This is a genomic window from Streptomyces spiramenti, from assembly GCF_012034385.1.
In the GTDB taxonomy this organism is placed as follows: Bacteria; Actinomycetota; Actinomycetes; order Streptomycetales; family Streptomycetaceae; genus Streptomyces; species Streptomyces spiramenti.
Window position 1 is genome coordinate 1 of the sequence record NZ_JAAVJB010000123.1, and the last position, 15,088, is coordinate 15,088.

At 74.5% G+C, this 15,088-nt stretch carries 10 protein-coding genes; 5 read left to right on the forward strand and 5 right to left on the reverse strand.

All coding sequences use genetic code 11. The annotated features are described in order from the left end of the window. Positions 1-134 precede the first annotated feature (134 nt). Positions 135-611: an Lrp/AsnC family transcriptional regulator gene (locus tag HCJ92_RS15110; protein WP_167934114.1), complete on the reverse strand. Its 477-nt coding sequence runs from the start codon at positions 609-611 to the stop codon at positions 135-137. Between the two features lie 175 nt (positions 612-786). Between HCJ92_RS15110 and pdhA the strand changes: the two genes are divergently transcribed. From pdhA to HCJ92_RS15125, 3 genes are read left to right on the forward strand one after another with little or no spacing between them, the layout of a single operon-like run. Continuing rightward, complete coding sequence (gene pdhA / locus HCJ92_RS15115) at positions 787-2,049, forward strand: pyruvate dehydrogenase (acetyl-transferring) E1 component subunit alpha (RefSeq protein WP_167934115.1); 1,263 nt, start codon at positions 787-789, stop codon at positions 2,047-2,049. Beyond that, entirely contained in the window at positions 2,046-3,101 is a 1,056-nt protein-coding gene (locus HCJ92_RS15120) for an alpha-ketoacid dehydrogenase subunit beta (RefSeq protein WP_167934116.1), read from the forward strand. The genes pdhA and HCJ92_RS15120 overlap by 4 nt, the downstream gene beginning before the upstream one ends. Continuing rightward, positions 3,098-4,546 (forward strand): 2-oxo acid dehydrogenase subunit E2, encoded by a 1,449-nt coding sequence (locus HCJ92_RS15125; RefSeq protein ID WP_167934117.1) that lies wholly within the window; start codon positions 3,098-3,100, stop codon positions 4,544-4,546. Before HCJ92_RS15120 ends, HCJ92_RS15125 begins: the two co-directional genes overlap by 4 nt. 736 nt (positions 4,547-5,282) lie before the next feature. Here HCJ92_RS15125 and HCJ92_RS15130 read toward each other — a convergent pair. Both HCJ92_RS15130 and HCJ92_RS24370 read right to left on the reverse strand, forming a co-directional pair. After that, positions 5,283-6,203: an NADP-dependent oxidoreductase gene (locus HCJ92_RS15130; RefSeq protein WP_167934118.1), complete on the reverse strand. Its 921-nt coding sequence runs from the start codon at positions 6,201-6,203 to the stop codon at positions 5,283-5,285. A gap of 176 nt (positions 6,204-6,379) precedes the next feature. Beyond that, on the reverse strand, positions 6,380-8,809 hold the full coding sequence (locus HCJ92_RS24370) for a serine/threonine-protein kinase (RefSeq protein WP_209311151.1): 2,430 nt from the start codon (positions 8,807-8,809) through the stop codon (positions 6,380-6,382). Positions 8,810-9,011: 202 nt separating this feature from the next. Between HCJ92_RS24370 and HCJ92_RS15145 the strand changes: the two genes are divergently transcribed. Then, positions 9,012-10,310, forward strand: coding sequence for a winged helix DNA-binding domain-containing protein (locus HCJ92_RS15145; protein WP_245240892.1), 1,299 nt, complete (start codon positions 9,012-9,014; stop codon positions 10,308-10,310). 179 nt (positions 10,311-10,489) lie between these two features. Then, entirely contained in the window at positions 10,490-11,146 is a 657-nt protein-coding gene (locus HCJ92_RS15150) for a GNAT family N-acetyltransferase (protein WP_167934120.1), read from the forward strand. Positions 11,147-11,371: 225 nt separating this feature from the next. Here HCJ92_RS15150 and HCJ92_RS15155 read toward each other — a convergent pair whose 3' ends face one another. After that, entirely contained in the window at positions 11,372-13,036 is a 1,665-nt protein-coding gene (locus tag HCJ92_RS15155) for a DUF885 domain-containing protein (RefSeq protein ID WP_167934121.1), read from the reverse strand. Between the two features lie 183 nt (positions 13,037-13,219). After that, positions 13,220-14,893 (reverse strand): DUF885 domain-containing protein, encoded by a 1,674-nt coding sequence (locus HCJ92_RS15160; protein WP_167934122.1) that lies wholly within the window; start codon positions 14,891-14,893, stop codon positions 13,220-13,222. Between the last annotated feature and the right edge of the window lie 195 nt (positions 14,894-15,088).

Below are 15,088 nucleotides of genomic sequence, written 5' to 3' on the forward strand. Positions count from 1 at the left end.
GCGCGGAGGCGGTCCGTCCGGCGGCTGGCGCGGCGGCGGTCGTCGCGGCGGTCGTCGCGACGGGCGGTCGTGGCGGTCGGTCGTGGCGGTCGGTCGTCGGCTCCCAGCACGTCGGCCGGGTCGCGCCGCCCGTTCTACGGCTCGGGAAGCAGGTCGGTCTCCTCGAACACGAGCAGCGTCCGGGTGGAGAGCACCTCCGGCATCGCCTGGATGCGGGTCAGCACCAGCTCGCGCAGCTCGCGGTTGTCGGCGGTGTGCACCAGCAGCAGCACGTCGAAGTCCCCGCTGACCAGCGCGATGTGGGCGGCGCCCGGGAGCTGCTCGAGCTGCGAGCGGACCGTTCGCCAGCTGTTCTGCACGATCTTCAGCGTGATGTACGCGGAGGCGCCCTGCCCCGCGCGCTCGTGGTCGACGCGGGCGGTGAAGCCGCGGACCACCCCGTCCTCGACCAGCCGGTTGATGCGCGCGTAGGCGTTGGCGCGCGATATGTGGACCTGCTCGGCGATCGCTCGTACGGAAGCCCTCCCGTCCAGCCGGAGCAGTCGCAGGATGGCGCTGTCAATGGGGTCGAGGGGGCGCGCCGTGTTCGGAGCCAACTGGCCGTCGGGCATCGGTGGTGACCTCCGTGGTTGGACGTTCGGCTTTCATCACACGGTCATACCGCACGGTTGTCCACAGGCGGTGCGCAGCTGTAGCCAAAATGCCTCGGCGACCGAACAATCGGTAGGGAGAGGTGGGTCACCGCCCCCTCTTGCCCTTGCAGCCCTTTACCAGGAGGTGCTCGCCATGACGGTGCTGGAGCAGACACCAGGCCGCGACGAATCCGGTGCCCGCCCCACTCCGCCGACCGCCGGCTGGCGCCCTCGCACCGATCCGGCGCCGCTGCTCCCCGACGAGACCCCTTTCCGGCTCCTCGGCACGGGCGCCCGACTCGACAAGCGACGCAAGGAGCTCTGGCGCGAGCTGTACCGGGGCCTGGTCCACGGTCGCCGGTACAACCGTCAGGCCACCGCTCTGACCAGGCAGGGCCGGCTCGCCGTCTACCCCTCCTCGACCGGCCAGGAGGGCTGCGAGGTCGCGGCGGCGCTCGCCCTCGCCGAGCAGGACTGGCTGTTCCCCAGCTACCGCGACACCCTCGCCGTCGTGGCGCGCGGTGTCGACCCCGTCGAGGCGCTCACCCTGCTGCGCGGTGACTGGCACACGGGGTACGACCCCCGCGCCACCCGGGTCGCCCCGCTCTCCACCCCGCTCGCCACCCAACTGCCGCACGCGGTCGGGCTCGCCCACGCCGCCCGCCTGCGCGGCGACGACGTCGTCGCCCTCGCCATGGTGGGCGACGGCGGGACCTCCGAGGGCGACTTCCACGAGGCGCTCAACTTCGCCGCAGTCTGGCAGGCCCCCGTCGTCTTCCTCGTGCAGAACAACGGCTTCGCCATCTCCGTCCCGCTGGCGAAGCAGACGGCCGCCCCGTCCATCGCGCACAAGGCCGTCGGGTACGGCGTCGCCGGTCGGCTGGTGGACGGCAACGACGCGCCCGCGGTGCACCAGGTGCTCGGCGAGGCCGTGGCCCGCGCCCGGGCCGGCGCCGGCCCCACCCTGGTCGAGGCCCTCACCTATCGCATCGAGGCCCACACCAACGCCGACGACGCCACCCGTTACCGCAGCGAAGAGGAGGTGGCCCCCTGGCTCGCCCACGACCCGGTCGCCCTGCTGGAGGCCGAGCTGCGGCAGCGCAGGCTCCTCACCGACACCGAGGCCGAGCAGATCGCGCACGAGGCCGAGACGATGGCCGCCGACCTGCGGGCCCGCATGAACACGGATCCGGTGCTGGACCCGGAGGAGCTCTTCGCCCACGTCTACGCCGAGCCCACTCCGCAACTGCGCGAACAGGCCGTGCTGCTGCGGGGTGAACTCGCGGCAGACGCGGACGCCGATGCCCACGCGGAGCCCGAGCCGACAGGCGGCGTGGCCCGGGAGACCCGTCGCGCGCCCGGCTCGGACGACCACCCCGGCGACCGCCGGCAGGACCACCAGGAGCGGGCCGCATGACGACTGCCACGTCCACCCCCGCCCGCTCCGCGCCGCCCGCCGGAGCCGTTCCGACGAGCATGGCGCAGGCCATCAACCGCGCCCTGCGCGACTCCATGGCCGAGGACGACACCGTCCACGTCCTCGGCGAGGACGTCGGCGCGCTCGGCGGCGTCTTCCGGGTGACCGACGGCCTCACCGCCGAGTTCGGCGAGGAGCGCTGCACCGACACCCCACTGGCCGAGGCGGGAATCCTCGGCACCGCCGCGGGCATGGCGATGTACGGCCTGCGCCCCGTCGTCGAGATGCAGTTCGACGCGTTCGCCTACCCCGCGTTCGAGCAACTGGTCTCCCACGTGGCGCGCATGCGCAACCGGACCCGCGGCAGCCTCCCGATGCCGCTGACCATCCGCATCCCCTACGGCGGCGGCATAGGGGGCGTCGAGCACCACAGCGACTCCTCCGAGGCCTACTACATGGCGACCCCCGGGCTCCACGTCGTCACCCCGGCCACCGTCGCCGACGCCTACGGCATGCTCCGCAGCGCCATCGCCTCCGACGATCCGGTGCTGTTCCTCGAGCCGAAACGCCTCTACTGGACCAAGGAGACCCTCGACCTCGCGGCACCCCCCGAGGCCGAGCCGCTCGGGCGGGCCGTCGTGCGGCGCCCCGGCACCGCCGCGACCCTCATCACTTACGGGCCCTCACTGCCCGTGTGCCTGGAGGCCGCCGAGGCTGCCCGCGACGAGGGCTGGGAGCTGGAGGTGCTCGACCTGCGCACCCTCGTCCCGTTCGACGACGAGACCATCTGTGCGGCGGTGCGCCGCACCGGCCGGGCCGTCGTCGTCCACGAGGCCACCGGGTTCGCGGGCCCCGGCGCCGAGATCGCCGCCCGGGTGACCGAGCGCTGCTTCCACCACCTCCGGGCGCCGGTGCTGCGGGTCACCGGGTTCGACATCCCCTATCCGCCGCCGATGCTGGAGAAGCACCACCTTCCCAGCGTCGACCGCGTCCTGGACGCCGTCGCGCGGCTCCAGTGGGAGAGCGAGTACACGGAAGGTGGTGTGTCGTGAGCGCCGACCGTGACGTCCGCGAGTTCCTGCTGCCTGATCTCGGGGAGGGGCTGACCGAGGCCGAGATCGTCCGCTGGCTGGTGGAGGTCGGCGACTTCGTCGCCGTCGACCAGGCCGTCGTCGAGGTCGAGACGGCGAAGGCGCAGGTCGAGGTCCCCTGCCCCTTCGAGGGGGTCGTGACGGCTCGTCACGGTGCCGAGGGCGAACCCCGACCGGTCGGCACACCACTGATCGCGGTGGCGGTCGGTGAGGCCACCCCGTCGGACCGACAACCCGCCACCTCGACCCCGACCACCGACGCGGCCCCCTCGTCGGAACGCCGCCGCGAGGCAGCCGGCGGATCGGGGAACGTCCTCGTCGGGTACGGCACCGACTCGTCGAAGAATGCCGCCTCCGGGGCTCGACGCCGGAGACGTGCGCTCACCGCGACCGCCGGCACCACCGCGCGGGAGGCGGTCGACGCAGTGCTCTCCGACGGACGCGTCCCCGGCGGAGCGCCGACCTTTCCGGAGCACTCGGCACCGATACCCGTCATCTCGCCCCTGGTACGACGCGTGGCGCGTGAACGCGGCCTGGACCTCCGTTCGCTGCGCGGCAGCGGCCCGGGCGGACTGATCCTCCGCGCCGACGTGGACCGCGCCGGGGCGGAACGCACGGGCCGAACGGCCGGCGCAGCAGGGGGGACTCGGCCCACGCACCCGAACGACGCGACATCCGACGCGCAGGCGGCGGGTCGGTCGCGGTCCGGCTCCGCCGACCAGCCGGGAGCCGTCAGGGTGCCGCTCCGAGGCATCGCCGGCGCCATGGCTGACAAGCTCTCCAGGAGCCGCCGGGAGATACCCGACGCCACCTGCTGGGTCGACGCAGACGCCACCGAACTGCTCGCCGCACGGCGCAGCATGGGCGAACCCCGGCTGTCACTCCTCTCCCTGCTGGCTCGTGTCACGGTCGCCGCACTCGCTCGCCATCCGGAGCTCAACGCCACCGTCGACACCGACGCACGGGAGATCGTCCGGCTGCCGGCCGTCCATCTCGGGTTCGCGGCCCAGACCGAACGAGGGCTGGTCGTCCCCGTGATCCGTGACGCACACACCCTCTCCGCCGAACAGTTGCACAAGGAGATCGCCCGGCTGACGGCGTGTGCCCGGGAGGGACGGCTCACCCCGGCCGACCTCACCGGCTCGACGTTCACCCTCAACAACTACGGAGTGTTCGGCGTCGACGGCTCGACCCCGATCATCAACCACCCCGAAGCCGCGATGCTCGGAGTCGGCCGCATCGTCGAGAAGCCCTGGGCGCACGCCGGAGAACTGGCGCTCCGCCACGTCGTCCAACTGTCCTTCACCTTTGACCACCGGGTGTGCGACGGCGGGGTGGCGGGCGGGTTCCTCCGCTACGTCGCCGACTGCGTCGAACACCCCACGCTGTTGCTGCGCACCCTCTGAACCGCCGCCGGGCGACGGGCGCCTCGGAGCGCTCGTCCCCCGGCGGTACACCATTCGCCGCGGCGGGCCGGGCGCGCCCGTCAAAGCCCCGTGCAGGACCGGGGGCAGGGACGGTCCGATGCCGGTGGCTGCGGAGCGAGACTCGCTGCTGTCCGCGACGCCCCGGCTGGTGGGTACGGGCCCGCCGGCCACCGGCCCGCGTCGCCACGACCGGCGCGGTCGGCTGAGCAGCCGGCCGCCAGTCCTCCCCCCGGCCGCCGGTCGGCAGTCGCCGGTCCCAGACGGCGGGCGCGTGCGGTCGGCGTCCGGGAGTCCTCCGGGACTGCGACCGGCGGAGGCGTCCGACCGGCTCCTCCGGCCGGACGTGCGCCAGGGGCGGTCAACGCCGAGGTGGACCACCCCCGACCGCCCCGACCGGCAGCGCTGCCCCCAGCGCCATCGGAGAGTGCGGACGGTGCGGTGCAGAGGCCGGTGGCGCGCCGACCAGGTACCCGGGGGAGAGGACAGCGTCCCGACACCGGCCCGGCCCGGCCCGGGCCCTGACGGGCCCGGTCGGGGCCCTGACGGGCCCGGCCGGTGTCCCGTTCGGGCTCGGGCTGCGTTCCGACGCGCCGCGCCCCCGCTACCGGCCCGAACCGGGCCGGGCAGCGGCGAGTGCGGCCCGTCACGTCTGCCGCGCTCCCGTCACCGGGCTCGACCCGGGCTCGACCCGGGCCCGACAGGGCGTCGTGTGCGCTCAGCTCACGGAGAGCACCAGCTTGCCGCGGGTGCGTCCGTTCTGCTGGTCCCGCCAGGCGTCCGCCGCCTCGCCGAGCGGGTAGACCCGCTCGACGGGGACGGTCAGGCGGCCCGCGTCGGCGAGGTCCGACAGTGCTGTCAGTTCGACCGGGTCGGGGCGCACCCAGATCGCGTGGCCGCCCTGCTCCACGGCGCGGCCGTCCACCACCGAGACCAGCCGGGACGTCTCCCCCAGCAGCTCCGCGGATTCGTCCGCCACTCCGCCCACGAAGTCGAGCGCCACGTCCACGCCGCCCGGTGCGATGTCCCTGACGCGGCCCACCAGCCCGTCGCCGTAGAGCACGGGCTCGGCGCCCAGCTCCCGCAGGAACGCGTGGTTGCGCTCGCTCGCGGTGCCGATGACCCGCGCGCCCCGGGCAACCGCCAGTTGCACGGCGAGGCTGCCGACACCGCCGGCGGCGGCGTGCACGAGAACGGTGTCACCCTCGCCGGCCCGCGCCCGGTCCAGGGCCTGGAGTGCCGTCAGCCCGGCGAGCGGCAGGCCGGCCGCCTGCTCCCAACCGAGTGCCGCGGGCTTCCGGGCGAGGTGCCGCACGCCGGCCGTCACCAGCTCGGCGTAGGTGCCGTGTTGGACGTAGTCCTTACGGGCGTAGCCGATGACCTCGTCGCCGACCGCGTACTCCGGGGTGTCCATCCCGACGGCCTCGACGACGCCCGCCACGTCCCAGCCCGGGATCACCGGGAAGTAGGTCTGCATGAGCGGGTCGAGGCCCCCGCTGGCCAGCTTCCAGTCGACCGGGTTCACCCCGGCCGCCTTCACTCTGATCAGTACCTCGCCCGGCCCGACCTTCGGGTCCGGGACGTCCGTCAGCCGCAGGTTCTCTGGTCCGCCGTACTCCTGATACGTGATTGCTCTCATGAGCTGCGCAACGACTCGGCGGGCGTCGGCATTCCGACGGCGCCGTACTCCCGGCGGTCCGGCCACCCGAACGGCCCTGGAGGGACGGCCTGGCCGCCCCGCTGCCCGACCGTCCGCAGGGGTATCGGGTATCGGGTATCGGGTATCGGGCATCGGGGGCCGTGGCCACGAGCCCGTCAGCCTCCGCAGCCGCGACGCGGGGAGTCCAGGTACCGCCAGGTGTCGGGCCCGACGTGTCCGTCCACGTCGATGCCGGAGCACCGTTGCACGGCGCGCACCGCCGTGTCGGTCTGCGGTCCGAAGATCCCGTCCGTGTCGAGTCCGTTGCCGTAGTTGTGGTTCAGCAGGCACTGGATCTGCCGCACGCTCTGACCTGCCATCCCCTCGGCCCAGACGCGCTTGCGGTCGGAGCTGTGGGAGCAGTTGTCGCGCCCGGGTTGTCCGGGAGCGGGCGGCGGCGGGTCGTTGCGCGGCGGAGCGGGAGAGCTGGGTGCGGGCGCCGGGTCCCGGGGAGCGTCGGGCGGCGCGTCGCCTCCTCCGGCGGGCGGGCCAGGCGCTTCGCCGCTGTCCCCGCCGTCGGAGGCGCGGCCGTCGTCACCGTCGCCGACGGGGTCGCCCTCGTTCTGGGCGGTGTCGTCGGCCTCCTCGTCCGCGTCGTCGTCCTCGTCGTCGTCCGGTCCCGGTGAGGGCGGGGAGAGCGACTCGTCGGCCTCCGGGGCCGGTTCGCCGTCCTCGACGGGTTCGTCCACGGCCGGTGGTGGCGGGTCCTGCGGGGCCAGGTCCGCGATGTCGCGGGTCTCGGTGGTGCCGTCGCCGCCGAGACCCGCCAGCGCGTAACCACCGCCGACGAGTGCCAGGACAGCGGCGACGGCGGCGGCCGTCACTCCGGCCACCCGTCCGCGCCGTCCGCGCCCTCCGCCGTGTTCCGTCGCCGCGGGGGTGCGCGGGAGCGTGCCGAAGCCACCGGACTCGGCGGTGGACGGATGGTGGCCGGGGCCGACTGCGGCGCTCGGCTCGGGGCGCGGCGTGCCGACCGGGGCGCCAGGGGGGCGCGGCGTGCCCGCCCCGGGAGCCGCCGGGCCGGCGGGAACGAACCCGGTCGGGACGCCGATCGGCGCGGACGCGCCATGGACCGGTTCCGGTGACCACCCGGTCGCTCCCGGAGCAGGGTCGCCGCCGGGCGCGCCAGGGCCGCCCGGTCGGCTGGTCGCCGTCTCCCCGCCTGCGCCACTCGTGGCGCCCGGCGCAGGCGCTTCGGCAGCGTGGCCTCCGTCGGCACGCCCCTCGGGGCCGGCCGCGCGCGCCTCCGTACCGGCGATCCGCACCTCCGCTCCGGCCGAGTGCCCCGCCCTGCCGTCCGTCCCCGCCCAGCTGTCGGCCAAGGCTGGCCCGGCCTCGGCCGACAGCACGGCTTCCGCGGGGAGTGCCGGCGCGTCGCTGCCGTTCGCAGTCGCCGAGGCGGGCGGCCCGCCGACAGTGGGTGTGCGGTCGGCGTCGGCCGACGGGCCGTCGGCGCCGTGCGCCGACGGTCCGTCGGGCACGGTGCCGGGGGTCGCGGGCCCGCGTCCGGGCGTGCCGCTCCCGGACTCGGGCCGGATGACGACCGGGCCCAGACCGCCCCGGTACGACCGGCCGGCCGCGGTGTCGCTCGGCCCGCCGGGGCCGCGCGGGGCGGGGGCCGCGCGGAGCGAGACCTCCTCCGCGATGTCGGCCGGCAGCCAGCCCGCCGCCGGGAAGGGGTCGTCCTCACCGGCCAGGACCCGGCACGCCTCGATGACCTGGGCCGGCGCGGGGCGGTCCGCCGGGTCCTTCGCCAGACATGCCTCGACCACGTCCCGCAGCCCGTCGGGGCAGGCCGAGAGGTCGGGGGCGTCGTGCACGATCCGGTAGAGCAGCGCGTCCGGGTCGCCCCCGCCGAAGGCTCCCCGACCGGCGGCGGCGAACGCGGTCAGCAGGCCGAGGGCGAACACGTCGGCCTGCGGGGAGATCTCCTCACCCATCACCTGCTCGGGCGCCATGAAGCCAGGGGTCCCGATGCGGCGGGGCGAGCCGCTGAACATCGTGGTCGCGTCGGAGGCCCGGGCGATACCGAAGTCGATGACCTGCGGGCCCTCGGCGGCCAGCAGCACGTTCGACGGCTTCAGGTCGCGGTGGACGATCCCGGCGCCGTGCACCGACCGCAGCGCGTCGGCGACCGCCGCGGTCAGCCGCACCACGGCCTGCTGCGGCATCGGGCCGTGGAACGCCACGGCCTCGCCGAGGGAGGGGCCCTGGACATAGGCGGTGGCCAACCACGGGACGGGGCCGTCGGTGTCGCTCTCCAGTACGGGGACGACGTACCGTCCCCGGACCCTGCTCGCGGCCCGTACCTCGCGCTCGAACTGCCGGTGGAAGTCCGGGGCCTCGGCCAGTTCGGCCCGCACGATCTTCAACGCCGTCGGGCGGCCGTCCGGCATGTGGGAGAGGTAGACGGTGCCCATACCGCCGGTGCCGAGACGTGCGACGAGCCGGAATCCGGCCAGTTCGTCGGGGTCCTGGAGACGGAGCGCCCGCATACCTGTGCGGTTGCGCTCGCGGGCCGGGCGCCCCCGGTCGTGTTCAGCCATGCGCCCCTCCTGGACTCCCACGCCCTCGTCCGGCGTGCCACCCGTGGTCCCAGGGGCAGGGTAGTGGTTCGCCGGTCCGGTGCGCGACGCGCCAGGACAGGGCGGCGAGGGGCGCCCGGCACCGCTGCCGCGTGCTCCGGGTGGACGGGCCGCTCGTTCCGTGGGACGGCGGGCGGCGGCTCCCGGGGCTAGCGTGGTGGGCATGAACGGCGACGGAGACGCCGGAGCGACGGCCGGTCCGGGCAGCGGAGCGGGCCCGGTGGGGCGCGGCGCGCGTGCCGACACCGCCGGTCGCGTCGGCGGAGTCGGCGGTTCCGACACCGCCGACTCCGCGGGGATGCCGTGGGCGGCCGTCAGCGCCAGGCGGCTCGCACGCCACCGGCTCGACGCACCCGCCGTCGTCGGCGGCGAGCCGGTGACGCGCCGGATCGCGGACGTGGTGTCGGGCACCTGCGGGGTGCACGCCCAGGTGATGTCGGCGGCGGAGGTCTCGGTCGCAATGCGAGTGGCGGGCGCGGTGAGTACCGACGTGCGCGACGCGTTGTGGCGTGACCGGACGCTGGTCCGGACCCACGGCCCCCGCGGCACGGTGCATCTGCTGTCTGCCCGCGACCTGCCCGCCTGGGTCGGTGCCATGGGCGGCCTCGACATCGCCCGGGGGCCCGGCGCGGGAGAGCCCTACCTCGACGCCGACCAGGTGGAGGCGCTGGTCGATGCGGCGCCCCGTGCGCTGGCGCACGCCGACCTCACCGCCGACGAGCTGACGCAGGCACTGGCCGACGCCGTGGGCGCCTGGGCGGCGGAACCGGTGGTGGACGCCTTCCGGACCCGTCTGCCGCGCTGGCGCTGGGTGCAGCCCGTCCTGGGTCACCGCGGCGCCCTGTGCTTCGGGCCGAAGCGGGGCCGCGAGATCACGTTCACCAGCCCCGTCCGGCTGCTGCCCGGCTTCGTGCCCATGGACAGCGAACCGGCACTGCGACGGCTCGCCCTGCGTTACCTCCACGGTTACGGGCCGGCGACACCCGCGGAGTTCGCCCGCTGGCTCGGCGCGCCGCGCGACCGCTCCGAGGAGCTGTTCCGGTCGCTGGGCGACAGTGTCGAACAGGTGACCGTCGTCGGCTCCGGCCCGGCTGTCCAGATCGCCGGGGACCCCACGCATCATGAGGAACCGCGAGGGGTCAGGCTGCTGCCGTACTTCGACGTGTTCGGCGTCGGCTGTCACCCGCGCTCGCTGCTCTTCGCGGGGGCAGCCGCGGAGCGCGCCCTGTCGCGCGGGCAGGCGGGCAACTACCCGCTGCTGCTGGTGAACGGCCAGGTCGCGGGGGTGTGGCACCAGGCGTTGCGGGGTCGGCGGTTGCGGGTGACGGTGGAGCCGCTGGTCGAGCTGGCGGCGGCGGAGCTCCGTGAGGTCGGCGCCCAGGCGCGGCGGCTGGCGGACATCCGGGCGGTCGAGGAGGTCGCACTCGTCGTGGGCCGGGTCCCGGTGGGCCCGCACGCCTGACGGCGACGGCATACCGGCAGCCGACTCGTGCCGCACCGGCCGATCGACACCGCTCGCTCGGTGGGCGGGACGCCGGCCCGACGCCCGCCCGACGCCCGTGCGGGGCCTCGCCGGAAGAATCTTCATCCCGGACGGGAAATGCGGGTGCGCCCCGCGCACCGCCGACGGCACCATGAACCATGCTCACCGACTTCTGGCCCCTGTTCGGCCTTCGCATCAACACACCACGCCTGGAACTGCGGCTGGCCTCGGACGATGAGCTCGCGGATCTGGCCCAGGTCGCCGCCGACGGCGTCCACGAGGCCGACCGCATGCCGTTCCTCACCCCGTGGACCGACGGGACGCCTGCCGAACGCGCGCGGTCCGTGCTCCAGTGGCAGTGGCGGCAGCGTGCGGAGTGGCTACCCGGCGACTGGAGCCTGCCGTTCACCGTCTTCCACGAGGGGCGCCCGCTCGGCGTGCAGGAGATCTCGGCGCAGGACTTCGCCGTGCGGCGCGAGGTGCTCACCGGTTCCTGGCTGGGGCTGCGTCATCAGGGGCGGGGGTTCGGGACCGAGATGCGTGCCGCCGCCCTGGAGCTGGCGTTCGTCGGGCTGGCCTCGGAGGAGTGCGTCTCCGCGGCCTTCGAGGACTCGCACGCCTCGTTGGAGGTCTCCCGGCGGCTGGGCTACCGCGACGACGGGGTGTCGCGTCGGACGCGGCGCGACCGCGTCGTCGTGGAGCACCGGCTGCGGCTGACCCACGAGCGGTGGTCGGCCCATCGACGCACCGCGGCGAGCATCACGGGGTTGGAGCCGTGCCTGCCGATGTTCGGGATCGGCACGCCGGAGCGCTGAGCCGTCCGGCTGTGCCGAGTCGTCCGGCTGCGACGTCCGGCTCCGTGGCCCGCCCGCTGGCCGCTCCCGGTCGGAGCGGCCGGCGACCGGCGGGCGGGCCGCTGCCCGACGAACGCGGCGTGGGCGTGTCCGGGGCCTCCGGTCGGAGAGGACCGGACCCTCGACCTGCCGGCCGGGGCCCTCGACCTCCCGCTCGGTGCCGTCGACTGGTCGGCGGCAGGCGGCTCAGAGCGCGGCGAGTTCGTCCGCGAGGTCGTCCAGCCCCAGCGAACCGAGCGACAGGGCCTTCATGTGCCAGGTCTTGAGGTCGAAGGCGTCGCCCTGCGCCGTGCGGGCGGCTTCGCGGCCGGCGAGCCAGGCGCGTTCGCCGAGCTTGTAGCTGATCGCCTGGCCCGGGATGCCCAGGTAGCGCGTGATCTCGGAGTCCGTGTACGCGCCGGGCTGCATTCCGGTGTGTGTGAGGAGGAACTCGGTGGCAAGCTCGGGGGTCCAGATCTCCCCGTCGTGGAAGCCGGCGCCCGCGGGGATGCGGAGTCGCAGGTGCATACCGATGTCGATGATGACGCGCGCCGCGCGGAGCGTCTGTTCCGAGAGGTAGCCGAGTCGGTGGGCGGGGTCGGTGAGGAAACCCAGTTCGTCGGCGAGCCGCTCGGCGTAGAGGGCCCAGCCCTCCACACACGCGCTGACCTGCCCGACCGTCACCTGGAAGGTGGAGAGGGTGTCGGCGACATGCCGCCACTGGGCGAGCTGGAGGTGGTGGCCCGGAACACCCTCGTGGTACCACGTGGAGACGATGTCCCAGGTGGGGAACCTGGTCTCGCCGAGGGTGGGGAGCCAGGTGCGTCCGGGGCGGGAGAAGTCGTGCGACGGCGGGGTGTAGTGGGCCGCGGCGGCGCCGCCTGGCGGGGCGATCATGGACTCGACGCGCTTGACGCGGTCGGCCAGGTCGAAGTGGGTGCCGTCGAAGTCGTCGATGGCCCGGTCCATGAACTCCTGGAGCCAGACGCGGATGTTCTCCTCGCCCTCCACGGCCTCGCCGTGGAGCTTGAGGTGGTCCATCGCCGCGCGGGGTGCGGAGCCCGGCAGGATCTCCCCGGCGAGGGTGGCGAGTTCGGCGCTGAGGCGGTGGAACTCCTCCCAGCCGTACGCGTATGCCTCCGCGAGGTCGAGGTCGGCCCCGTTGAAGTAGCGGGCGCCGACCAGGTAGGCGTCCGCGCCGACGCCGTCCGGCTTCTCCTGCACGAGCGGCAGGTACTCGTCGGCGAGGTAGGTGCTCAGCCCGCGCATGGCGTCGGCGGCGCTGCCCGCGGCGGCACTCACCTCGGCGTGGACGCCCGCAGGCGCCGCGTCGGCGAGGCCGCGGAACCACCCGTCGCTGTCGCGGAGCTGGGCGATGAGGGTCTCGACCTGCCGGGGCGCGGCTCCCGAACCCTGCCGCAGCGCGGCCCCGAGCGACGCCCGGTAGCCCGCGACCGACTCGTCGATGTGCGCCAGGCGTCGCCCGAGGACGGCCCAGTCCTCCGGCGTGTCGCGCGGCGCGAGGATCAGCATCGTCCGCAGCTTCTGCGGCGGTGAGAACAGGTTGTTCAGCTCGCTGTTCAGCGGAGTGGCCCGGAAGGTGTCGATGCGTTCGCGCAGCAGCCGGGCCGCGCGCTGTTCCTCCGGGGGCAGCGGGCGCGTGCCGTCGGTCGTCGCGGCGTCGAGTTCGACCCGGAGTCCGCTCAGGTCGTCCACCAGCTGCTGGTGCCGCTCGGGGGAGTAGTCCGGGACGGCGTCGCTGCCCGGCCGCAGGCCGAGCACCTCGGCGGCGGTGGGGTCGTAGTCGAGGACGGTGTCCGTGAGGTCGTCGCTGATCTCGCGCGGGGTGCGGGGTCCGGAGCTGGTGCTCATCGTGTGGTCCTCTCCGTCGGTGCGATGATCCGGCCCGGGTCCGCCGACGGCGGCGATCGGTCCGGTGTGGGCGGGCGGCGGCCGACGCGCCCGTCGGGCCGGTCGGGCCCGGGGAGCTGTGATCCGGAGCGGCGCGGGCCGGCACGGTCGTGCCGGTCCGCGGGACCCGCCGGGGCCGGGGTGTCAGAGCGCGGCGAGTTCGTCGGCGAGGTCATCCAGACCGAGTGCGCCGAGGGAGAGCGCCTTCATGTGCCAGGTCTTGAGGTCGAAGGTGTCGCCGTGCGCCGTGCGGGCGGCTTCGCGGCCGGCGAGCCAGGCGCGTTCGCCGAGCTTGTAGCTGATGGCCTGGCCGGGGATGCCGAGGTAGCGGACGATCTCGGAGACGTTGAACGACTCGGGCATGCCGCTGTGCTTGATCAGGAACTCCTGGGCGAGGGCGGGCGTCCAGCTCTCGCCCTCGTGGAACCCGGCGCCCGCGGGGATGCGGAGTTTCAGGTGCATGCCGATGTCGATGATCACCCGGATCGCCCGGAGCATCTGGTTCTCCAGGTAGCCGAGGCGGTGGGCGGGGTCGGTGAGGAGGCCGAGCTCGTCGCTGAGCCGTTCGGCGTAGAGGGCCCAGCCCTCGGTGGAGGCGCTGACCTGCCCGAGGGAGATCTGGAAGGTGGAGAGGGTGTCGGCGACGTGGCGCCACTGGGCGAGCTGGAGGTGGTGGCCCGGGACGCCCTCGTGGTACCAGATCGACACCAGCGGCCACACCGGGAACCTGGTCTCGCCCATGGTCGGCAGCCAGGTGCGCCCGGGGCGCGAGAAGTCCAGCGAAGGCGCCGTGTAGTGCGGTGCCGCGGCGCCGCCGGGCGGGGCGATCATGGACTCGACGCGTTTGACGCGGTCGGCGAGGTCGAAGTGGGTGCCGTCGAGGTCGTCGATGGCGCGGTCCATGAACTCCTGGAGCCAGACGCGGATGTTCTCCTCGCCCTCGACCGCCTCACCGTGGGCGTTCAGGTGATCCATGGCCGCGTGGGGGGAGGCGCCCGGCAGGATCGCGTCCGCGACCGCGGTCATCTCGGCGTACAGCCGGTGGTACTCCTCCCAGCCGTAGGCGTAGGCGTCCTCGGGGTCCAGGTCGAGGCCCGTCCACCGGCGGGCGCCGCGGAGGTAGCGCTCCCGGCCCACCGCGTCCTCGGTGCCGGCGGAAGCGGGGAGGTAGGAGTCGGCCAGGTAGCCGCGCAGCTCGGCCATGGCCTGGGAGGCGGTCCCGGCAGCGCTCTCCAACTCGGCGCGGAGCTGTTCGGGGGCGGGCGCGATCAGGCGCCGGTACCAGTCGCCGACGACCTCGGGCGCGAGCTGCTCCACCACGACCTCGGCATGGCGGGGGGCGGCGGTCAGCCCCCGCGCGCGTCCCGCGTCCAGTCCGGCGCGGTAGTTACGCAGGGCCTCGGGGACCCGGCCGAGGCGTCGGGCGACGACCCTCCAGTCGTCGTCGGTGTTCTTCGGCATGGTGAGCAGGATCGAGCGCAGCCGCTGGACCGGCGACATGAGGTTGTTGAGCTCGCGCAGGTAGTCGCCGGCGTCGTGCTCGGCGAGCGACGCCTCCAGACGTTCCCGCAGCAGTTTGGCGGTGCGCCGCTCGTTGGGGGCGAGGGTGGCCGGATCACCGGCTGCGTCGAGGGCGGCGAGAGTGGCGCGGGAGGCGTCCGCGACCGCCTGCCTGCCGTCCGGGGAGTAGTCGGGCAGAAGATCGCTGCCGGGGCGGGTTCCCAGCATCTCGGCGGTCATCGGGTCGAGATCGGTGATGGTCTCGACGTGCTGGTCGGCTATCTGGCGGGGGGTGACGCCGGGCGCGGTGTGGGACATCCCGACATCCTGTCCGAAGGCTCCGTTCCTGTGAAGAAGAATCAACTGTGAGCGATGGGGCGGTCGCGGTCGGTCGGCTGGTTCGACATGCGGGTCCGCCGGGAGGCCGGGCGCTCCGGGGCGCGGTCGCCGGGCGGGGCGTGGGCGTGGGGGTGGGCGCCGCGCACGAGCGGGTGAGCGGGGGCGCGTCCGGGC